The sequence below is a fragment of the Sphingomonas sp. PP-CE-3A-406 genome, assembly GCF_003688625.1.
Taxonomy (GTDB): Bacteria; Pseudomonadota; Alphaproteobacteria; order Sphingomonadales; family Sphingomonadaceae; genus Sphingomonas.
In genome coordinates this window covers 980,570-1,001,857 of the sequence record NZ_RCWY01000002.1, presented here as the reverse complement: position 1 = coordinate 1,001,857, position 21,288 = coordinate 980,570, and the positions used below count along the sequence as shown (strand labels likewise).

The 21,288-nt window shown below is 67.0% G+C and carries 13 protein-coding genes; 10 read left to right on the top strand and 3 right to left on the bottom strand.

The features are described 5' to 3' along the window. Window positions 1-9: 9 nt before the first annotated feature. Together galA and C8J44_RS10960 are read left to right on the top strand one after the other, a co-directional pair. Complete coding sequence (gene galA, locus C8J44_RS10965) at window positions 10-2,475, top strand: beta-galactosidase GalA (protein WP_220683104.1); 2,466 nt, start codon at window positions 10-12, stop codon at window positions 2,473-2,475. After that, entirely contained in the window at window positions 2,475-4,772 is a 2,298-nt protein-coding gene (locus tag C8J44_RS10960) for a DPP IV N-terminal domain-containing protein (RefSeq protein WP_121904487.1), read from the top strand. Before galA ends, C8J44_RS10960 begins: the two co-directional genes overlap by 1 nt. Before the next feature lie 136 nt (window positions 4,773-4,908). Here C8J44_RS10960 and C8J44_RS10955 read toward each other — a convergent pair whose 3' ends face one another. Beyond that, window positions 4,909-7,635, bottom strand: coding sequence for a DUF5695 domain-containing protein (locus C8J44_RS10955; protein WP_121904486.1), 2,727 nt, complete (start codon window positions 7,633-7,635; stop codon window positions 4,909-4,911). 120 nt (window positions 7,636-7,755) lie between these two features. Between C8J44_RS10955 and C8J44_RS10950 the strand changes: the two genes are divergently transcribed. From C8J44_RS10950 to C8J44_RS10935, 4 genes are all read left to right on the top strand, one after another. Continuing rightward, window positions 7,756-10,110, top strand: a complete 2,355-nt coding sequence (locus C8J44_RS10950) for a glycoside hydrolase family 127 protein (protein WP_259466809.1) — start codon at window positions 7,756-7,758, stop codon at window positions 10,108-10,110. Window positions 10,111-10,255: 145 nt separating this feature from the next. Further along, on the top strand, window positions 10,256-11,287 hold the full coding sequence (locus C8J44_RS10945; RefSeq protein WP_121904485.1) for an Ldh family oxidoreductase: 1,032 nt from the start codon (window positions 10,256-10,258) through the stop codon (window positions 11,285-11,287). A 2-nt stretch (window positions 11,288-11,289) separates the two neighbouring features. Beyond that, on the top strand, window positions 11,290-13,053 hold the full coding sequence (locus C8J44_RS10940) for a DUF885 family protein (protein WP_310886164.1): 1,764 nt from the start codon (window positions 11,290-11,292) through the stop codon (window positions 13,051-13,053). Between the two features lie 52 nt (window positions 13,054-13,105). Then, the gene (locus C8J44_RS10935) at window positions 13,106-14,599 is read left to right on the top strand and encodes a family 43 glycosylhydrolase (protein WP_121904483.1); all 1,494 of its coding nucleotides are present in this window, start codon (window positions 13,106-13,108) and stop codon (window positions 14,597-14,599) included. A gap of 124 nt (window positions 14,600-14,723) precedes the next feature. On the opposite strand, the gene C8J44_RS10930 is transcribed toward C8J44_RS10935, so the two are convergent. Together C8J44_RS10930 and C8J44_RS10925 are read right to left on the bottom strand one after the other, a co-directional pair. Continuing rightward, on the bottom strand, window positions 14,724-15,899 hold the full coding sequence (locus C8J44_RS10930) for a Xaa-Pro peptidase family protein (protein WP_121904482.1): 1,176 nt from the start codon (window positions 15,897-15,899) through the stop codon (window positions 14,724-14,726). Beyond that, window positions 15,896-17,131, bottom strand: a complete 1,236-nt coding sequence (locus tag C8J44_RS10925; RefSeq protein WP_121904481.1) for an FAD-binding oxidoreductase — start codon at window positions 17,129-17,131, stop codon at window positions 15,896-15,898. The genes C8J44_RS10930 and C8J44_RS10925 overlap by 4 nt, the downstream gene beginning before the upstream one ends. A 76-nt stretch (window positions 17,132-17,207) precedes the next feature. On the opposite strand from C8J44_RS10925, the gene C8J44_RS10920 reads away from it, so the two are divergent. The 4 genes from C8J44_RS10920 (at window position 17,208) to C8J44_RS10905 (ending at window position 21,278) form a co-directional block, all read left to right on the top strand. Next, window positions 17,208-18,134 carry a dihydrodipicolinate synthase family protein gene (locus tag C8J44_RS10920; protein WP_121904480.1) on the top strand — a complete coding sequence of 309 codons (927 nt, stop codon included), beginning with the start codon at window positions 17,208-17,210 and terminating at the stop codon, window positions 18,132-18,134. After that, entirely contained in the window at window positions 18,134-19,132 is a 999-nt protein-coding gene (locus C8J44_RS10915; RefSeq protein ID WP_121904479.1) for a 4-hydroxyproline epimerase, read from the top strand. Before C8J44_RS10920 ends, C8J44_RS10915 begins: the two co-directional genes overlap by 1 nt. A gap of 63 nt (window positions 19,133-19,195) precedes the next feature. Beyond that, the gene (locus C8J44_RS10910; protein ID WP_056052308.1) at window positions 19,196-19,849 is read left to right on the top strand and encodes a GntR family transcriptional regulator; all 654 of its coding nucleotides are present in this window, start codon (window positions 19,196-19,198) and stop codon (window positions 19,847-19,849) included. A gap of 13 nt (window positions 19,850-19,862) precedes the next feature. Next, window positions 19,863-21,278, top strand: coding sequence for an amino acid permease (locus tag C8J44_RS10905; protein ID WP_121904478.1), 1,416 nt, complete (start codon window positions 19,863-19,865; stop codon window positions 21,276-21,278). The last annotated feature ends 10 nt before the right edge of the window (window positions 21,279-21,288 follow it).

Sequence of the window (21,288 nt, the reverse complement as noted above, 5' to 3'; positions counted from 1 at the left end):
GATGATGGCATGATGAATATGGTCCGCCGCGACGTTTTGAAGACGGGCGGCGTGGCCGCGCTGGCCGCGATCGTTCCCGCTGTGCCGATCGGTGCGGCCGGGGCGGTCTCTGCCAGCCCGCGCGAGATCGTGTCGCTCGGGACCGGGTGGCGGTTCCACCTCGGCCATGCGAGCGATCCGGCGAAGGATTTCGGCTTCGGGCGCTCGCATGACACGTACGGCAAGTCGGGTGATGTCGGTACGCCGGTCGCCGAACCCAAGTTCGACGACAGCGCGTGGACGGCGGTGACGCTGCCACACGATTGGGCGGTCGACCTGCCGTTCGAACGGTTCGGGCCGGCGGGGAGCGAGGCTGACCGCACCGGATCGTTCCAGGGGTTCAAGCCGGTCGGGCGGATGTGGCCGGCGACCAGCGTCGGCTGGTATCGGCGCGTCATTCGCATTGAGAAGGCGGATGCGTGGCGGCGGTTGCTGCTCCAGTTCGACGGCGTGGCGCGCGACTGTATCGTCATCTTCAACGGCTTCGTCGTCGGATCGAACGAGAGCGGCTATGCGCCGTTCGAGATCGACGTCACCGACTTTGCCAAACTTGGCGAGGACAATGTGCTCGTCATCCGCTGCGACGTGAGCCTCGGCGAGGCGTGGTCGTACGAGGGGGCGGGGCTTTACCGCGACGTGCGGCTCGTGAAGACCGCGCCTGTACATGTCCGGCGATGGGGGGCGACCGTGCGGTGCTCGGTCGGCTCGGATGGCGCGATCGTGCGGGTCTCGACCGAGATCGACAATGACGGTCCCGCCGCCGGTGCGCGCGTGCGGTCCACGGTGGTCGGGCCGGACGGAAAGACGGTCGCGGTGCTGTTTGCGGACCCGCTGGACTTGCCGGCCTGGGGGAAGGCGATTGCGGCGCAGGACACGCGCGTCGCTGCGCCCGCGCTATGGTCGCTGGAAACGCCGCACCTCTACACGCTAATCAGTGAGATCCTCGTCGACGGCGCGGTGGTCGATCGCGACACGTCCACCTTCGGTGTCCGCACGATCCGGTTCGATCCGACCCACGGCTTTTTCCTCAACGGCAAGCCGGTCAAGATCAAGGGCACCTGCAACCATCAGGATCATGCCGGGGTCGGCTTCGCGGTGCCCGACAGCCTGCACATCTGGCGGCTCGAACGGCTGAAGGCGATGGGCAGCAACGCGTATCGCTCGACGCATCATTCGCCGTCGCCCGCGATCCTCGACGCGTGTGACCGGATGGGCATCCTGATGATCGACGAGACGCGGCAGATGTCGAGCAATGCCGAGGGGCTCGGGCAGCTCGAACGGATGGTGCGGCAGGGGCGCAATCATCCGAGCATCATCCTGTGGAGCATCGGCAACGAGGAGATCCACCGCGGCACCGAGACCGGCGCGCGGATAGCGGAGACGATGAAGCGCAAGGTCTACGAACTCGATGGGACGCGGCCGGTGACGGAGGCGTTCAACGGCAAGTTCGGCGAGGGGGCGTCGCGCGTGCTCGACGTGATGGGGTGCAATTACTACCTCGACGCGATCGATCCGTATCACGCGGCGCACCCCGACATGCCGATGATCGGCACCGAGACGGGCAGCACGGTGATGACCCGCGGCGAATATGCGCGCGACGACAAGGCCGGCTTCGTACCGGCGTACGACCGCGAATTCCCCAAATGGGCCACGACAGCGGAAAAATGGTGGAGTTTCTACGACGCGCGGCCGTTCCTGAGCGGCGGGTTCGTGTGGACCGGGTTCGACTATCGCGGCGAGCCGACTCCGTTCGAGCGCTGGCCGGAGAACGTCTCGAACTTTGGCCAGATGGACCTGTGCGGCTTCCCGAAGGATAATTTCTATTACTACCGCGCATGGTGGAGTGGAGAGCCGGTGCTGCACCTGTTCCCCCACTGGAACCGGGCGGGGCGCGAGGGGCAGCCGGTGTCGGTATGGGTGCACAGCAATTGCGAGGCGGTCGAGCTAATCCTGAACGGGCGCAGCCTCGGGCGGCAGGCGGTGGCGAAGAACGCGCATCTCGAATGGCAGGTGGCGTACGCGCCGGGGCGGATCGAGGCGCACGGGTATCGCGGCGGCAAGCGCGTGATGCACGCGGTGCGCGAGACGACCGGTGCGCCGGCGCGGATCGGCCTGTCGAGCGATCGGCGGCACTTGGCGCCGGGCGAGGTGGCGGTGGTACGCGTCGCGATCCTCGATACGAAACGGCGGGAGGTGGCGACTGCGTCCGATCGGGTGACGTTCGCGCTGTCGGGCGATGCCAAGTTGCTCGGCGTCGGCAATGGCGATCCGCGCAGTCTCGAGCCCGATCATACGATGTCGCGCTCGGCGTTCAACGGGCTGTGCATGGCGCTGGTGCAGGCGGGTGCGACGGGCGGGCCGATCCGGCTCGAAGCACGCGGTGACGGGTTGGCGCCGGCGATGCTGCCGTTGATCGGCATGACCAAGGCAATCTGATGCTGGTACGTCGTTCGTCGCGGGCGCTCGCGCTGGTGTTGCTGTGTGTATCGGCGGCGGCGGAAGCGGCGCCGAACGAGGCTGCGTTTCGGCGCTCGATTGGCTTGCGCCGCGCGTGGCAGGACTTGACGCGCGAGGTCGCGTGGCCCGCCCACTGGACGCCGGACGGGCGGCGCTTTTCCTATCGCAAGACGGTGGCAGGCGGGTTTGCGTTCGAGACGGTGGACGCGAAGACGCTCGCCAAGTCGCCCGCGTTCGATACGGCCAAGCTTGCGGCGGCGCTGGGCGATGCGCGACACGAGGCGGTCGATGCGATGCACCTGCCTTTCGCCGAGTTCGACTATGCCGACGATGGCGAGGCGATCGCGTTCTCGCTGGACGAGACGCGGTGGCAGTGCTGGATCGTCGTCTATCGGTGCGAGGCCGCTGTCGACCGGAGCCGCCCACGCGGTTTCGGCGTGGTGCGCGACATGGCGGTGCCGGCGGACAACACGCCGAGGGTTTCCCCCGACGGCAAATGGACCGCATTCGTGCAGGGCGAGAACCTCGTCGTGCGCAAGACCGGCGATACGGCGATAGTGCCGCTCAGCGTCGATGGCACGGCAGGCGATTTCTACGATCCCGACACGCTACGCTGGTCGCCCGACAGCCGCCACATCATGATCTACCGTGTCCGGCCGGGCTATCAGCGGCGGGTATTGCGGGTGGAATTGTCGCCGCGCGACCAGCTTCAGCCAAAGCTTCGAAGCCAGTTATACCCCAAGCCCGGCGACGCGATCGATCAGGAACGACCAGTGCTGTTCGATGTCGCCACGCGACGCCAGACGGTGATCGACGACGCGCTGTTCCCCAATGCGTACGAACTCTCCGCGCCACGCTGGCGCAGCGACGGGTGCAGCGTCGCGTTCGATTATGTCCGGCGCGGGTTCGGGCAGGCGCGGATCGTCGCGGTCGATGCGGAGACCGGCGTCGCGCACGCGGCGGTGACCGAGGATGCGAAGACCTTCGTGTTCGCCGACCGCCGCTATGCGCATGAGGTTAACGGTCTCGGCGCCGAGATCGTGTGGGCGTCGGAGCGCGATGGGTGGAACCATCTGTATCTCGTCGACGGGCGCACGGGAAAAGTGAAGAACCGGATCACGACTGGGGACTGGGTGGTGCGCGACGTGGTCGCTGTCGACGACGCCAAGCGCCAGATTGTGTTTGCGGCGAGCGGGATAAACGCGGGTGAAGATCCGTATTTCCGCCACGTCTACCGGATCGATTTCGACGGCCACCGCTTGACCGCGCTGACTCCGGCCAAGGCGGATCACGACGTGCGGTTCTCGCCCGATGGGTCGCTGTACGTCGACACCTATTCTCGGGTCGACCTGCCGACGGTCAGCGAACTGCATCGGTCGAGCGACGGTGCGTTGGTCGCGACGATCACCAGGGGTGACGACAGTGCGTTGCGCGCGGCGGGGTTCCGGCCGCCCGAGGTGTTCGTCGCGAAGGGGCGTGACGGAAAAACCGACATCTGGGGCGTCGTCGTCCGCCCGCGCGATTACGATCCACGCGAGAAATACCCGGTGATCGAGAACATCTACGCCGGGCCGCACGACAGCTTCGTACCCAAGCAATATTGGCCGTTCGGCTATCATTCCGGCGGTGACAAGGTCATCGGCATGCAGGAGCAGGCCGATCTCGGCTTTATCGTCGTGCAGATCGACGGGATGGGGACCGCCAACCGCTCGAAGGCGTTCCAGGACGTCGCGTGGAAGAACCTGGCCGATTCAGGTTTCCCCGATCGTATCCTGTGGCATCGCGCGATGGCGGCGAAGGACCCGTCCTACGATATCGGCCGGGTCGGCATCTATGGGGCGTCGGCGGGCGGGCAGAGTACGCTGAACGCGCTGCTGTTCCACGGCGAGTTCTACAAGGTCGGGGTGGCCTATGCGGGCTGCTACGACAACCGGATGGACAAGATCAGCTGGAACGAACAGTGGCTCGGCTGGCCGGTCGACGCGAGCTATGCCGCGGCATCGGGCGTCGATCATGCCGCGCAACTGACCGGCAAGCTGCTGATGATCGTCGGCGAGCAGGACAGCAACGTCGACCCCGCCTCGACGATGCAGGTCACGGATGCGCTGATCCGTGCGGGGAAGGATTTCGAGCTGCTGGTGGTGCCGGGTGGCGAGCATAGCGTCGGGCGCTCGACCGGGCCGATCGACTATGTCGCGCGGCGGCAGTTCGGGTTCTTCGTGGCGAACCTAGCGGGAGAAGCGGTACCGGAGTGGAATGCGCTTCCGTCATCCTGACCCGACTCACGTCATCCTGACGAAAGTCAGGATCCAGAGCCATCAAACGGTGCGCTGCTTGGCTCTGGATCCTGGGTCGAGCCCAGGATGACGGGGAGGGGGCACCTCCCCGGCGGAAGCAGAGGCGGTGTTCTGGCTATCGCGGCGACAGGGTCAGATCGGTGGGCTTCGTTCCGAGTATGATGGTGTAGCCGCCGTGTTCGATCGTGCTGCCAGCGATAGCGTAAGGCCGACCGGCCTTGGTCGTCGTCTCGACGAACACGCGCGCGGTCGGACTGATCTTCGTCGCCGCATCGAGCGTCAGCGTGACCGCCCCCGTCGCCGGGACATACGTCGCCCGACCAATCTTCCCCGCCTCCAGCGTGATCCACAATCCGGCGGGCGCGATGAAGAGCCGCGTGCGGGCGCCGTCCTTCGGGGTGATGCTCACTGCCCCAGCCGCCTGGTCCACATTGCCGCCGAAACCGAGCCAGCCGAAGATCGGATCTCTCACCAGATAGCTCGCGGCGGTGATCGCGTGGCCGTAGAAGCCCATGCCGTAGTCGCCGCTATATGGGTCCCATTTCATCATGTCGGGCGCGGAGTGGAACGCGGCGGAGGAGAAGCCGTCGCGGTCGATGTTGGTGATGCCGCCCATCATGCCGCCGTACGCGATCCGCAACAGCCGCAGGTCTTTCGGGTCGGCGCGATAGGCGTCGAACAGCGGGACGGCGTTGAGCGTCGAGCCGTAATGGTGGAGCTGGCGTTCGATCCGCGGATATTTGCCGCCATAGAGGAAGTCCCAATAGCGGCGCGCATTGCCGTTATAGCCCCAACTCGGGATCGTCGGGTCATAGGCGAGGATCACTTTCCGCGTCACGTCGGCCTGCGGCTGGTAACCGAAATAGCGCATCCACGCGTAGACCTCGGGCTGGCCGGTCGAATCCCACGCCATCTCGCTGCCGAACGGATAGCGCAGCGTGCGCCAGTGATCGGCGCGCTTTTTCATAAGCCGTTCCATCTCGGTCGCTTCGGCGGTCAGGCCTTCGCGCTTCAGGTCCTTGAGGATATCGACGAACACGTCGCCCTCCATGAGCCCGAACTGCGTGTAATAGGGCGCGTCGCGCATCATCGCGGTGGTCGTCTGGAACGCGTGATCGAGATACCAGCGCCACGGATGCGCGGTGACGAGGCCGGGGTGATTGCGCGCGACGCGGTACAGCACCCAGTGGCCGATCGCGACGTGCGGGTAATTGTACGCGCGACCGAGATCGCCTGCGTCCTTCTTCGACCAGGAGGTCCAGGTCTTCCAGTCGACGGTCGGGTCGTAATAGCCGGGGTGCGCGGCGGGATCGTAGTAGAACAGGCTCTTCCGCACCGCGCCGGCATGCGGGCCATCCGGGACTTGCAGGTCGCCCTGGATCGTCTCGTCGACCAGGCGTTGCAGCTTGGCGATCTCGGTGGGGTCGGGGTTGTCGAGCTGTTTCGCAATCGCCGCGACCCAGCTGCCCGCGCCGCCTTCGTCGCTCATCCCCGAGATCCAGACACGTGGGTCCTGCGTGACCACCTTGCCGGCCTCGCGGTCGTAGGTGAGGATCGCGGGGTTGCGGCCGAACGGGTCGGCCTTGTCCTCGTACCATTGCTTCGTCGTCGAGAACCGGCCGAGGTCGGCCATCGTCTGGTCGAGCGGCTTGGTGATGTAATAGCTGACCGTCTGGACGCTGCCGTCGGCATAGGTGATCGCGAGGCTCGCGCGGCCCCAGCCCTTGCTGCGCACGGTGTAGCGAGCCCAGCCTTTCGCGCTTGCCGCCGGAGTTGCGACGAGTGCGCCCGCGGGGAAGCTCTCGACCTTGGCGATCGGTTGCGGGGTCTTGAGGAACAGCGAGGCGTCTTGGTCGGTCGGGACGACATAACCCGGGATACCCACCGCGACCGGGCGGTGGTTGGCGACGAGCGTGTCCTCGATGGCCGCGATCGACGGCGCGGTGACGAAGCGGACGCCGATCGTGCGCGCCGCGCCGGGGGCTAGCGTGAAGCTGGTCGGGGCGTTCCATTGCTCGCCGGCCTTCGCCCATTCCTTCTCGGCAAAGGCTTTGCTGGCGACGGTCCAGTCGTAGAAGCCTTCGGAGGTCTGGTCTCTCTTGCTGCGGTCGGTGAAGATGTCGCCCGCCGGCGCCTTGGCGGCTTCGAGAATCGGGCGGTAGGCTTCGAGCGGCGTGCCCTTTTCGGGGAGGACGAGGAGCGCCGGACCCGCGCCGTTGAGGCGAGTGACCTGGAGGTAGCCGGCGTCGCGGCCGATATAGGGGTCGACGAAGCTCGCCTGCGCATGCGCCTGTTCGAGGCTGCGGTCGGTGATGATGTTGTCGAACACCATCGGCATGCCGAGCGCGCCGATCTCGACGGGGGCGGTCGTCGTGTTGGTCAGCGTGAAGCGCAGCGCGAGGACGCCGTGGTCGTCGATCCAGCGGCGCTCGACGCGCAAGGGGCTGGCGGTCCCGAGCGAGGCGGTGATGTCGGCGGCGGCGAGCGTCGCGCCGGTCGCGGGTAGGCGGCGGATCGCTCTGCGGTGCTGCGCGGAGGCGAAATCGGTCCAGGCGCCGCCGGGCTGGCGGATGCGGAGGTGGATGTCGCCGATATGGACGTAGCCGTCGGCGGCACGCTCGGCCTCGCGCGCGCCGGAGACGAAGTCGAAGCCGGGCTCGGCGGCGGGGGACAATCGGGCGAGCGTCTGCGTGTCGGTGCGCAGCGCGACGCGGAAGGCGGGGGTGCGGAGCGGGGTCTGCGCGATCGGGCGGTAGCTTGGCTTGGCGGGCTTGGGTTGCGCACCGCCGGGCAGCGTCGCGGTCGTTGCCAGGAGCAGCGTCAGGAGGCGGAAGGCTGTCATGGCGTTACTCGCTCGAAGTCAAAGGTGAGGATAAAGTGTCACTTGCGCTGCCTTGTCGGACGTATAGTATACGATATCCGAATGGAGATAAAGATGTTCGCAAACCGCCGGGATGTATTGATGGGGACGACGGCGGCGGCGCTGTTGTCGGTGGGCGAACAGGCGTTTGGCAAGAGCGCGACTGGCAGGGGGACGACGCTGCTCCCGACCAAGGCCAAGCCTTTGCCGTTGTCCGCGGTGCGCCTGCTCCCGTCCGCCTACGCGACCGCGGTCGAGGTCAATCGCGCGTATCTGCTGCGGTTGAGCGCGGATCGGTTGCTGCACAATTTCATGGCGTATGCCGGGCTGCCGGCGAAGGCGCCGCTCTATGGCGGGTGGGAGAGCGACACGATCGCCGGACATACGCTCGGCCATTACCTTACCGCGCTCGTGCTGATGCATGCGCAGACCGGCGATGCGGAGTGCCGTACTCGCGCGGATTATATCGTCACCGAATTGGCGCGGGCGCAGGCGAAGCGCGGCACCGGCTATGTCGGTGCGCTGGGGCGCAAGCGGAAGGACGGCACGATCGTCGACGGCGAGGAGATCTTCCCCGAGGTGATGCGCGGCGAGATCAAGTCCGGCGGGTTCGATCTCAACGGCTCGTGGTCGCCGCTCTATACGGTGCACAAGGTATTTGCGGGGCTGCTCGACGTGCATGCCGCGTGGGGTAATACGCAGGCGCTGAGCGTCGCGACCGGGCTCGCGACCTATTTCGCGAAAGTGTTCGCGGCGCTCGACGATGCGCAGATGCAGATGTTGCTCGGGTGCGAATATGGTGGGCTGAACGAGAGCTATGCCGAACTGTCCGCGCGGACCGGGAACAAGCAATGGCTCGACGTGGCGGAGCGGTTGTACGACCGGAAGATGCTCGATCCAATGGTCGCGGGCGAGGACAGACTGGCGAACTTCCACGCCAATACGCAGGTGCCGAAGCTGGTCGGGCTGGCGCGGATTCACGAATTGAACGGCAAGCCCGCGCCCGCGAACGCCGCGCTGTTCTTCTGGAAGACTGTCACGCAGCATCACAGCTATGTGATCGGCGGCAATGCCGACCGCGAGTATTTCTCCGGGCCCGATACGATCGCGAACCACATCACCGAGCAGACGTGCGAGCATTGCAACAGCTACAACATGCTCAAGCTGACGCAGCATCTGTACGGCTGGCAGCCGGACGGCGCGCTGTTCGATTATTACGAGCGTGCGCACCTGAACCACATCATGGCGGCACAGAACCCGAAGAACGCCGGCTTCACCTATATGACGCCGCTGATGACGGGCACTGCGCGCGAGTATTCGACGCCGAAGGACGACGCGTTCTGGTGCTGCGTGGGCACGGGGATGGAGAGCCATGCCAAGCACGGCGAGGCGATCTTCTGGGAGGGCGACGGCACGCTGCTGGTCAATCTCTACATCCCGGCGGAGGCGCGGTGGCAGGCGCGGGGTGCGGTGCTGACGCTCGACACGCGCTATCCGTTCGAGCCGGAATCGCGGCTGACGCTGACGAAGTTGGCTAGGCCGGGGCGGTTTCCGATCGCGTTGCGCGTGCCGGGCTGGGCGAGCGGACGCGCGACGGTGACGGTCAATGGCGCGGCGGTCGAGCCGGTGCTGGCTAAGGGCTACGCGATCGTCGAGCGGCGGTGGAAGGTGGGCGATGTCGTCGCGATCACCGTGCCGCTCTACCTGCGGCTGGAGAGTGCCCCGGGCGACGTCGATACGGTCGCGGTGCTGCGCGGGCCGATGGTGATGGCCGCCGATCTAGGCTCGACCGAGGCGAAATGGGAGCAGGCCGATCCGGCGATGGTGGGGGCGGATCTGCTCGCCGCGTTCACGCCGACGGCTGGCGCGGGCTATGCGACGAAGGGGATTATCCGGCCCGCCGACCTCAGTTTCGTGCCGTTCTACAGTCAGTATGACCGGCGTAGTGCGGTGTATTTCAAGCGCTTCAGCGAGGCAGCATGGAAGACCGAGGAGGCGGCGTTCCTGACCGAGCAGGCGCGGCTGAAGGATCTCTCCGCACGGTCGGTGGACGTGATGCACCTCGGCGAGATGCAGCCTGAGCGCGATCATGCGCTGACGTCGGAAATCTCGTATCCGGTCAGCTATCGCGGGCGAAACGGGCGCGATGCCCGGTCGGGCGGGTATTTCGAGTTCGCGATGAAGACGCGGCCGGGGCCGCTGGTGGTGCAGGCGACCTATTGGGGCGACGAGCGCGCGCGCGATTTCGATATTCTGGTAGATAACGTGAAGGTCGCCACGCAGCATCTGGAGGCGGACCAGCCGGGCAAGTTCTTCGATGTCGAGTATCCGCTGCCGATCGGGGTGACCAAGGGCAAGGCGAGCGTGAAGATCCGCTTCGTGCCGCATGACCGGTCGTCGGCAGGGCCGGTGTTCGGGGTGCGGATGGTGGCTGCCAAGCCGGGCCCGACCGCATGAGCGCCGTGTCAGGTTTGGTCCGCAATCCGGCGGCAGCGCTCTCTTCCTTGTTCTCCCGCGAAGGCGGGAGCCCAGTCTGGATCCCCGCCTTCGCGGGGAAACAGGTCTTGCGCGCTGAGTGCGGATGCGACCGCGGAGCCTTTACATGACGGACGCGCAGGCAGACGGCGTTCGCCTGACCCTCGACGAGATCCGCACGCTTGCCCGGCGCGTGTTGCTCGGGGCTTGCCTGTCGCGGGCGCATGCCGAGGCGGTGGCGGAGACGATGGTCGCGGGGGAGCGTGACGGCTGTGCGAGCCACGGCATCTATCGGCTGCTGGTCGCGGCTAACAGTATCGCCAAGGGTGTCGTGGCGGTCGATGCCGAGCCGGTGGTGAGCGAGCCGGCGCGCGCGCTCGTGCGGGTCGATGGCGGCGGCGGGTTCGCGCAACTCGCGTTCGCGCGCGGGCGGCAACGGTTGGCGGAGAAGGCGCGCGCGTATGGGATCGCCGCGATGGCGCTGAACAACGTGGTGCATTTCGCGGCGTTGTGGCCGGAGGTCGAGGCGCTGGCGGAGGACGGGCTGGTCGCGTTCGCGGTCACGCCGAGCCATGCCTGGGTCGCGCCGGCGGGGGGCACCGAACCCGTGTTCGGGACCAACCCGATTGCGTTCGGCTGGCCGCGGTCCGGCCGCGAACCGTTCGTGTTCGATTTTGCGACTAGCGCGGTCGCGCGCGGTGAGATCGAGCTGCATCGGCGCGCGGGGAAGGCGGTGCCCGACGATTGGGGCTATGATGCGGAAGGGCAGCCGACGACCGACGCGGCGGCGGTGCTGAATGGCGCGATGCGGACGTTCGGCGGGCATAAGGGCTCGGCGCTGGCGGCGATGGTCGAACTGCTCGCGGGGCCGCTGATCGGCGACATGACCAGCCGGGAATCGCTTGAGGCTGACGCCGCGCGCGGTGGATCGCCGATCGGCGGCGAACTGATCATCGCGATCGATCCTGCCGGGTTCCTGGGCGATGCGGTCACCGAGCACCTCGCGCGCGCGGAAGCGATGTTCGCGGCGATCGAGGGGCAGGGTGCTCGGCTGCCGTCGCAACGGCGGTATGCGGCGCGGGCGCGCAGTCTGACCGAGGGTGTGGTGATACCCGCCGCACTGTACCGCGACATCATGGCGCTGGTTCCAGGAGAATGACGATGAAGGCGATGATCCTGTTGCTCGCGCTGGGCTCGACGGCGGCGGGGGCGGTGCCTCCAAAGGCTCCTAAGGCCGCGGCGGCGACGTCGGCGGATGCGCGGTTCAAGGCGCTCTACACCGCGGAATATGCGTGGCGGCAACTCCAGTTCGCGCAGGGCGAGGACAATCCGACCGCTGCGGCGCGGCTGCCCGATGTCGGCCCCAAGGCGCAGGCGGAGCGCCTTGCGCGGTGGACCGACGTGTCGCGGCAACTGGCAGCGATCGCGCCGGCGACACTCTCGCCTGCCAATCGCGTCAATTATGCGGTCTATGCGCAGCAGATCGACGCACTGCTCGCCGAGCAACGCTTCCGCGATTACGAAAAGCCGCTGACTGCCGACACGAGCTTCTGGGGGGACGTTACCGAGAGCGCGCGCGGCAATTTCAAGTCGGTGAAGGACTATCGCGATTACATTGCGGTGATGCGCCAGATTCCGCGCTATTTCGACCAGCAGACCGGCAACATGCGCGCGGGACTGGCGCGTGGGTTCACGCCGGCGCGGGTGACGCTGACGGGGCGCGACAACGGCGTTGCGCAGGTCGCCGAGGCGAAGACGCCGCAGGACTCGCCGTTTTACGAACCGTTCAAGAGTTTCCCATCGACGATCCCGGCTGCCGATCAGGCTGCGCTTAGGGCCGAGGGCGCAGCGGCGATCTCGCAGGCGGTCGTCCCCGCCTATGCGACGCTGCTGAAGTTCCTGCGCACCGAGTATATCCCGCATGCCCGCGAGGGACTGGCGGCGTACGACCTGCCCGACGGCAAGGCCTATTATCTGTCGAAAATCCGCGAATACACCACGCAGGATATCACGCCCGAGCAGATCCACGCGCTCGGGCTCGCCGAGATCGCCAAGATCCGCGGTCGGATGGACGGCGTCATGCGCAGCGTGAAGTTCCAGGGCGATTTGCAGGCGTTCTTCAATCACCTGCGCACCGATCCGCAATTCTATCCCAAGACGCCGAACGAGCTGCTGTACCGCGCCGCGTGGATCGCCAAGACGTTCGACGGCAAGGCGTCGTCGTGGTTCGGGCACCTGCCGCGCAGCCGGTTCGCGATTCGGCCGGTGCCCGCGGACATCGCGCCGTTCTACACCGGCGGGCGCGGCGGGCCGGGGATCTATCTGGTCAACACCTACGACCTGCCGTCGCGGCCCTTCTATTCGCAGGTCGCGCTGACGTTGCACGAAAGCGCGCCCGGCCACGCGTTCCAGATGCCGCTCGCGTCCGAGAACAAGACCCTGCCGGCGTTCCGGCGCGACACGTATCTGTCCGTCTATGGCGAGGGCTGGGCGCTGTATTGCGAGACGCTCGGCGAGGACATGGGGATGTACGAGACGCCGTACGATCTGTTCGGGATGCTGAGCTATCAGGCGTGGCGCGCAGCGCGGCTGGTGGTCGATACCGGCATCCATGCCAAGGGCTGGAGCCGGAAGCAGGCGCAGGAGTATCTGCACGACAATACCGCGCTGTCGAACCACGAGATCGAGACCGAGGTCGATCGCTACATCGCGTGGCCGGGGCAGGCGCTGTCCTATTACATGGGGCAGATCGCGTTCCAGACCGCGCGCAAGAAGGCGCAGGACAAGCTCGGCGCGAAGTTCAATATCCGTGCGTTCCACGATGCGATGCTCGAGATGGGATCGGTGCCGGTGCCGGTGATCGAGGCGCGGACCGACCAGCTGATCGCGGCGGGCGGCAAGGGGCCCTATCCTGACGAGGAGTAGGCGCTGGCTCGCGGCGGTCGGGCTGATCGCCTCCGCCGGATTGGCGCAGGATATGCCGCGGGGGACGCGCGTCCATGCGCCGGGCAATCCGATCCTCGCGGACGGGTATTACTCGACCGATCCGGCACCGGTGGTGATCGACGATACGCTGTGGATCCTCGCCGGGCGCGACGAGGCGGCGGCGGACGTCGACGACTTCGTGATGAAGGAATGGCAGCTGCTGTCGACCAAGGATCCGGCGACGGGCGACTGGGTCCATTATCCGGCGATCGCACGGCCCGAGACCGTGTTCGCCTGGGCCGAGTCCGCACGCGCCTATGCCGGGCAGATCGTCCAGGCGCGGAACGGGCGGCTGTATCTGTATGCGCCGGTGGTCGAGAAAGGCAGCGATGCCGAGGATCGGTTCGCGATCGGCGTCGCGGTCGCGGACAGCCCGACCGGACCGTGGCGCGATGCGCATCCGTCTGGGCCGATCGTCTCGCAGCGTGTGCCGGTGGGCAACGATATCCAGAACATCGATCCGACCGTGCTGATCGACGACGACGGCCGCGTGTATCTCTATTGGGGGACGTTCGGCGAACTGCGCGGCGTTGAGCTCGCGCGCGACATGGTGACGCCGATCGGCCCCGAGCGGCGGATCACCGGGCTGACCGGGTTCTTCGAAGCGCCGTGGATCATGAAGCGGCGCGGCGTCTATTACATGCTGTACGCCGGCAATACCGCGGGACCGGGTTCGGACTGTACCCCGGCGATCTATCATGCGTGCATCGCTTACGGGACCGCGCCGTCGCCGATGGGGCCGTGGACGTATCGCCGCGTCGTGCTGAAGCCGGTGTCGTCGACCACCTCGCATCCGGGCGCGGTGGACTTCAAAGGGCGCTGGTATCTGGCGTATCACACCGCCGATGCGGTCGGCGGCGGGCATTTCCGGCGCAGCGTCGCGATCGATCCGATGCTGTTCGACGACAGCGTGACGCCCGCCGCGATCCTGCCGGTGGTGGCGACGCGGCGCGCTCGGCCGGCGCTGTCGCCGTCGCGCAATATCGCCGGTGCGGCGACGGTCGAGGCGTCGAACGAGCCGGTGCCGGTGCGCTATTGGCTGGCCGCGCTGAACGACGGGATCGTGCGGGCGAACCCGCTGCCGCCGGATATGTGGGGAAGCCGGGCAGGGCCCGTGCGGCAGTGGATCGCGTATCGCTGGGATGCTCCAGTGACGCTGGACGGTACGCGCGTGCGCTTCTGGGCGGACCAGCCGGCGGGATCGCGTACTGGGATCGCGCCGCCGAAGCGCTGGTGGCTGGAATATTGGGATCGCGGCTGGAAACGGGTGCGGCGGCCGCACGGGTTCGGCACGGGGGTGGCCGGGTTCCAGGCCGCGAGCTTTGCGCGGGTGACGACGCGGTGCCTGCGCGCGGTGTTCGAGACGTCGGGCGATGCTCGTGGTCATGCCGGCGTCGCGGTGCAGGAATGGGAGGCGCTGGCGCCGCACGCACAGGCGGTCGTGACACGCGATCCAGCCACCAAGCCTGCGCCGCCCTGCGGCTAATTCGAAACAACCGCCTGCTGACTAACCCCGTCATCCCAGCGAAAGCTGGGATCCAGAGCCTCGATCGACGGCATCGGTGGCTCTGGATCCTGGGTCGAGCCCAGGATGACGGGACGGCGGCGCCTCAGCCGAACGGGCGGTCGATCGAGGGTTGCGGTTCGGTGAACCAGGCGGCGCCGGTGTCGGTGACGTGGAAATGATCCTCCAGGCGGATGCCGAAGCGGTCCGGCACGACGATCATCGGTTCGTTCGAAAAGCACATTCCCGGTGCCAGCGGGGTGCGGTCGCCGCGGACCAGATAGGCGGGTTCGTGGATCGACAGGCCGATGCCGTGGCCGGTGCGGTGCGACAGGCCGGGGAGGCGGTAGTCAGGGCCGAGCCCGGCTTTCTCCAGCACCGCGCGGGCGGCATAGTCGATCGCCTCGCACGGCACGCCCGGCTCGACCGTGGCGAACGCGGCGGCTTGCGCCTCGTGTTCGATGTCCCAGATCGCGCGCGCCTCGTCGCCGACGTTACCGAACGCGTAGGTCCGCGTGATGTCGGAATGATAGCCCTCCACCTGACAGCCGGTGTCGATCAGCACGAGCTGGTTCTCCTCGAGCAGCTGGTCGCCGGGCAAGCCGTGCGGGAAGGCAGTCGCGTGGCCGAACTGGACGGCGCAGAAATACGATCCCGACGATCCGATCGCGCGGTGCGCATCGTCGATGAAGCGGATCACCGCGCTGGCGGCGATGCCGGGGTGGAGGATGCGTGCGGCGCGACGCTGGACGTCGAGCGTCATCGCCTTGGCCTGGCGCAGCAATGCGAGTTCGGCGGGGCTCTTGATCATTCGGCATGCGTCGATCACCGACGCGCCATCGGCAACATCGAGCCGGGTGGCGGCGAGCGCGCTGGCCATGCCGTAGGGAAGCTGCGGGTCGAGCAGCAGGCGGCCGCCGACCGCGTCGGCAACCAGCGCATACGGGCTCTCGTCCTCTTCCCAGAGCCGCAGGTCGGCCTCGATCTCGACCGCGGCCTCCAGCGAACCCTGTTCGAAGCGTGGGCAGATCAGGATCGGCTGCCCCTTCACCGGCAGCAGCAGCGCGACCAGCCGCTCGGTCGCGCCCCACGGCACACCCGCAAAATACCGCAGGCTCGCCCCGGCGCCGATCAGCAGCGCGTCGGCGCCCGCCGCCTCGGTCAGCGCGCGCGCCTTGTCGAGCCTCGTGGTGCGCTCGGCCAGCGTGATCGGTGGCGCACGGTCCGCCCAAGGGGCGATGGACGCCAACTCTTCGGGTATCGATGATCCGCCGATGGTCATGCGTCAGGTCCTTTTTTACCGAAGCGGTCGAGGTCGAACGGCGCGAGCGGCACCGCCGGGGTTTCGCCCGCCAGCATCGCCGCGACGAGCGTCGCGGTCACCGGCGCGAGCGTCAGCCCGAGATGTTGGTGGCCGAAGGCATAAGCGAGATTTGCGTGGCGCGTCGAGCGGCCGATCGCGGGGAGATAGTCGGGCAGCGTCGGCCTGGCCCCCATCCAGCGCGTGAACGGCCCCTCGATCGGCAGGCCGAGCGATCGGACGTGATGCTCCAGCCGGTCCCATTTGCGCGGATCGGGCGCACCATCGGGATCGCCGAGTTCGACGAAGCTCGCGGCCTGGACGCAGTCGGCATAGCGCGTGACGATCATCGAGCGATCCTCGAACACGACCGGCGGCAGGTCGGCCGGCCAGCCATCGGCACGCGCGCGGATATGATAGCCGCGCTCGGCGATCATCGGGACGCGGTAGCCGAGCGGTTCGAGCAGTGCGCGAGAGCGGACTCCGGCGGTCACGAGTAGCTGATCGACATCGTGGCCGATGATGACGATCCGTCCTGAATCGTCGGCCAATCGCGCCGCTTGGCGGACGATCCGGCCACCACGTGCCTCGACCGCGGCCTCGAGTGTCGTTGCAAGCACGCGAAGGTCGGCGATCTGGCCGCTGCCGGTGAAGCGGATCGCGCCGCCGACCGGATCGGCAAGGAAGCCGAGGCGGTGCAGCACGTCGGGATCGGCGTCCGCGATACGTGCCGTGCCGATTGCAGCGCGCGACCAATGGGTACGGCCGGCGCGTGCAGTTTCGGGTGTGTCCCAGACGACGATATGGCCGTCCTCGCGGAGCAGGTCGCGTGCGCCGAGCGTGCCGACCAGATCGCGCCACGCGGTCATCGCGCCGGCAAGCAGTGGCGTCAGCGCCGCGGTGCCCGCCGCGAACTTCGCCGGGGTCGACGCCGCGACCAGCCGTGCGGCGAACGGCAGCCAGTGCGCCGCCATCGACACCGGCAGTCCTAGCGCGCCGCCGACGCTGAACAGACGCTTCGGTACCGAGCGCACCGCGGCGGGCGAGGCGAGAGGCTCGACCTGTTCGACCGCGATGTGCCCGGCATTGCCCCAGGATGCGGCGTTGTAATCGGCATCGCGTTCGAACACACTCACGCCATAGCCACGGTCGAGCAGCGCGACGGCGCAGCTGAGGCCGACCACGCCGCCCCCCACGATACCGATCGTTTTCAATCCAATCTCCTGTTGCACGGCGCTTAACGAATTCGTATACGATATATATCTTGAAACGCAGGAAGGTCGATACCGAATGTCTGTCGAATGGAAGGGCGTATTTCCGGCCGTAACGACGCAGATCCGTGAGGATATGAGCGTCGATCTCGCGGACACCCAGCGGGTCGTCGACGACCTGATCCGCGACGGTGTGACCGGGGTGATCGCACTCGGCACGGTCGGCGAGAATAACTCGTTCGACTATGATGAAAAGGTCGAAGTGCTGACCGCGATCGTCGAGGCGGTCGATGGCCGCGTGCCGGTCATCACCGGCGTCTCGGAATACGACACGCGTCGTGCCGTCCGCTATGCGCAAGCCGCCGAGAAGGTTGGCGCGGACGGCCTGATGCTGTTGCCGCCGATGGTCTATGTGCCGAAGCCGCACGAACTGGTGGCGCATTTCAAGGGTGTGGCGGAGCAGGTCGGCCTGCCGATCATGCTCTATAACAACCCGCCCGCGTATCGCACGCTGATCGACAACGATGTATTGGCCGCATTGGTCGATGTCGCGAACATCGTCGCGGTCAAGGAATCGGCGCCCGACACGCGGCGTTTCACCGATGTGAAGACCGCGTTCGGCGACCGCTACGTGCTGTTCGCCGGGCTTGACGACGTCGCGCTCGAGGGGTTGTATCTGGGTGCGCAGGGCTGGGTCTCCGGGCTTACCAACGCATTCCCGCGGGAATCGGTCGAGCTGGTCAACGCGTTCGCGCGCGGCGATCATGCCAAGGCGATGGAGATCTATCGCTGGTTCATGCCCTTGCTCCATCTCGATGCCGAGCATGACCTGGTCCAGTCGATCAAGCTCGCCGAGCAGGTCATGGGGCGCGGCTCCGAACGCGTCCTGCCGCCACGCTATCCGCTGATCGGCGAACGCCGAGCCGAGGTGATCGCGATGGTCGAGAAGGCCGCGGCGACCCGCCCGACATTGACCGCCGCCGAGCCGGCGCTAGCATCCGCCTGATGCGGCACACTTTCTTCTGCATCGACGGCCACACCGCCGGCAATCCGGTCCGCCTCGTCGCGGGCGGGGCGCCGCTGCTCAAGGGCGCGTCGATGTCGGAGCGGCGGCAGGATTTCATGAACCGGTTCGACTGGATTCGCACCGGGCTCTGCTTCGAGCCGCGCGGGCACGACATGATGTCGGGCGGGTTCCTCTACCCGCCGACGCGTGAGGATACCGATATCGGCATCCTGTTCATCGAGACGAGCGGGTGCCTGCCGATGTGTGGGCATGGCACGATCGGGATGGTGACGTTCGGGCTCGAACACGGGCTGATCCAGCCGGCCGTACCGGGCCGGCTGCGGATCGAGGTACCCGCAGGCGTTATCGACGTCGCATACGAGACTGAAGGCGCGATAGTGACATCGGTCAGGATCACCAACGTGCCCGCCTATGTCACGGCGCGTGGTATCGCGGTCGATGTCGAGGGCATCGGCGCGCTCAGCATCGACGTCGCCTATGGCGGCAATTACTACGCGATCGTCGAACCGCAGGGGCGGTATACCGGGCTCGACGACCTCGGCGCGGCGGAGATCATCGCGCTCAGCGGCCGCGTTCGCGAGGCCGTACGGGCACAGTTCGAGCCGGTTCATCCACTCGACCCGACGATCCGCGGCGTCAGCCACGTGCTGTGGGCCGACGTCCCGCGCACAGACGGGGCGGACGGCCGTAACGCGGTATTCTATGGCGACAAGGCGATCGACCGCAGTCCGTGCGGCACCGGCACCTCGGCCCGCCTCGCGCATCTCGCTGACAAGGCACGGTTGTCGGTCGGCGACCGGTTCGTACATGAGAGCTATATCGGCAGCCGCTTCATCGGGCGCGTCGAAGCCGAGACAATGCTGGGCGATACGCCGGCGATCATTCCGTCGATCGAAGGATCGGCGATCGCTACCGGGTTCAACACGATCTGGATCGATCGCGACGATCGTTTTTGGAACGGGTTTCAAGTTTCGTGAGCTATATTTCATGAAGTGTGGGCTATGCAGGGGGCGCAATCCCGTCCCCGGAGCCTTCCGTCTATGAGTATCGTCGTCCGCACCCTGTCCGAGCAGGTGTTCGAGATCGTCCGCGAGCAGATCGTCACCGGCAAGCTCGCCGGTCATACCGCGATCCGCCAGGATGCGCTGGCGACCGAACTCGGCGTCAGCAAGATCCCGCTCCGCGAAGCACTGGCGCGGCTCGAGCAGGAAGGGCTGCTGACCAGCCACGCGAACCGCGGCTATTCGGTCCAGCCGATGTCGGCGGACGAGGCGAACGATATCTTCGCGTTGCGGCTGGCGATCGAACCGCAGGCGGCCGCCTATGCCGCGACGGTCGCCAATGACGACGATCGTGTCGCGGCGATCCTGGCGTTCGAAGAGCTGGACAGCGCGGCGAGCGAGCGGCTGGCCGAGGTCGCGATCCGCAACCGCGTGTTCCACACCGCGCTGGTCCGTCCCGGCCGCCGCCTGCTGACCACGCAGATGGTCGAGCGACTGGCGATCCTGGCGGAACGCTATGTCGTCGCGCATCTGCGCCCGGCGGGACGCGAGGATCGGGCGCATCTGGAGCATCGCCAGATGCTCGACGCGTGGCTCGCACGCGACGACGATCGCATGCTGGTGCTGCTGACGAGCCATATTCAATCGACGCTGACCGATCTGCGCGCGCAGTTCGACACAGCGCGAGACTAGAGACCAACCGGGGATGGGCATGTTTGGACCGCGTAAATCGTTCGAATCGTCTGCCCATAACCGCGAACACAGCCTCGCCAAGACGCTGAGCTGGCCGCATCTGATCGCGCTCGGGGTGGGCGCGATCGTCGGCACCGGGATCTATACCTTGGTCGGCGTCGGCGCCGAACGCGCGGGGCCGGGCGTCATCCTCGCCTTCGTGATCTGCGGCGTGATCTGCGCGTGCGCCGCGCTTGCCTATACCGAACTCGCGACGCTGATCCCCGCCGCGGGGAGCGCCTACACCTTCAGCTACACGGCATTGGGCGAGACCGTCGCGTGGGTGGTCGGCTGGAGCCTGATCCTCGAATATTCGCTCGCGTGCTCGACCGTCGCGGTCGGCTGGTCGGGCTATCTGGTCGGCTGGATCGAGGCGGCGGGGATCCACCTGCCGCACGCATTGCTGGTCGGGCCGCATGGCGGCGGGATCGTCAACATGCCCGCGGTGCTGGTGTCGCTCGCGGTGATGGGGATGCTGATCCTCGGCACGCGGCAGAGCGCGACGCTGAACATCGTGCTGGTGTTGATCAAGCTGGTCGCGCTGACGATCTTCGTCGTCTACGCCGCGCCCGCGTTCAAGGCCGACAACCTCCACCCGTTCATGCCCTACGGCTTCGGCTCGACCGAGATCGGCGGGCACAAGCGCGGCGTGATGGCGGCGGCGGCGATCGTGTTCTTCGCGTTCTACGGCTTCGACGCGGTCGCGACCTCGGCGGAGGAAACCAAGAATCCCAAGCGCGACCTGACGATCGGCATCGTCGGCTCGATGCTGGTCTGCACGGTGATCTACATGGCCGTCGCGGTCAGCGCGATCGGCGCGTTGCCGTTCACGCAGCTCGCCAATTCGCCCGAGCCGCTCGCGCTGGTGCTGCGCCAGTTGAGCCAGCCGTTCGCCGCGCAGATCATCGCGCTGGCGGCGGTGATCGCGCTGCCGTCGGTGATCCTGGTGATGATGTACGGGCAGAGCCGGATCTTCTTTGTGATGGCGCGCGACGGCCTGCTCCCGCGGCGGCTGGCCAAGGTCAGCAAGCGGACCGGATCGCCGACGTTGATCACGCTGCTGACCGGCCTGTCGATCGCGGCGGTCGCGGGGTTCTTCCGGCTCGACGAGATCGCCGAACTCGCCAATGCAGGGACGCTGATCGCGTTCATCTCGGTCGGTGTGTGCCTGATGGTGTTGCGTCGCACCGCGCCGCAACTGCCACGGCTGTTCCGCTGCCCGGCCGCCTATGTCGTCGGTACCGTGACCGTGCTCGGCTGCCTGTATCTGCTCGCGAGCCTGCCGACGTCGACGCTCGTCCGGTTCGTGATCTGGAACGGCATCGGGCTCGCGCTGTACGCGGCCTATGGGCGGCGCAAGAGCGATGCGGGGAAAGCTTCGCCACTTTAAGGCGATAGCG

What these genes read in the sequence shown, in the direction of transcription:
- galA (WP_220683104.1), top strand. Translation starts at nt 10, where the DNA reads ATGATGAATATGGTCCGCCGCGACGTTTTGAAGACGGGCGGCGTGGCC.
- C8J44_RS10960 (WP_121904487.1), top strand. Translation starts at nt 2,475, where the DNA reads ATGCTGGTACGTCGTTCGTCGCGGGCGCTCGCGCTGGTGTTGCTGTGT.
- C8J44_RS10955 (WP_121904486.1), bottom strand. Translation starts at nt 7,635, where the DNA reads ATGACAGCCTTCCGCCTCCTGACGCTGCTCCTGGCAACGACCGCGACG.
- C8J44_RS10950 (WP_259466809.1), top strand. Translation starts at nt 7,756, where the DNA reads ATGGGGACGACGGCGGCGGCGCTGTTGTCGGTGGGCGAACAGGCGTTT.
- C8J44_RS10945 (WP_121904485.1), top strand. Translation starts at nt 10,256, where the DNA reads ATGACGGACGCGCAGGCAGACGGCGTTCGCCTGACCCTCGACGAGATC.
- C8J44_RS10940 (WP_310886164.1), top strand. Translation starts at nt 11,290, where the DNA reads ATGAAGGCGATGATCCTGTTGCTCGCGCTGGGCTCGACGGCGGCGGGG.
- C8J44_RS10935 (WP_121904483.1), top strand. Translation starts at nt 13,106, where the DNA reads ATGCCGCGGGGGACGCGCGTCCATGCGCCGGGCAATCCGATCCTCGCG.
- C8J44_RS10930 (WP_121904482.1), bottom strand. Translation starts at nt 15,899, where the DNA reads ATGACCATCGGCGGATCATCGATACCCGAAGAGTTGGCGTCCATCGCC.
- C8J44_RS10920 (WP_121904480.1), top strand. Translation starts at nt 17,208, where the DNA reads ATGTCTGTCGAATGGAAGGGCGTATTTCCGGCCGTAACGACGCAGATC.
- C8J44_RS10915 (WP_121904479.1), top strand. Translation starts at nt 18,134, where the DNA reads ATGCGGCACACTTTCTTCTGCATCGACGGCCACACCGCCGGCAATCCG.
- C8J44_RS10910 (WP_056052308.1), top strand. Translation starts at nt 19,196, where the DNA reads ATGAGTATCGTCGTCCGCACCCTGTCCGAGCAGGTGTTCGAGATCGTC.
- C8J44_RS10905 (WP_121904478.1), top strand. Translation starts at nt 19,863, where the DNA reads ATGGGCATGTTTGGACCGCGTAAATCGTTCGAATCGTCTGCCCATAAC.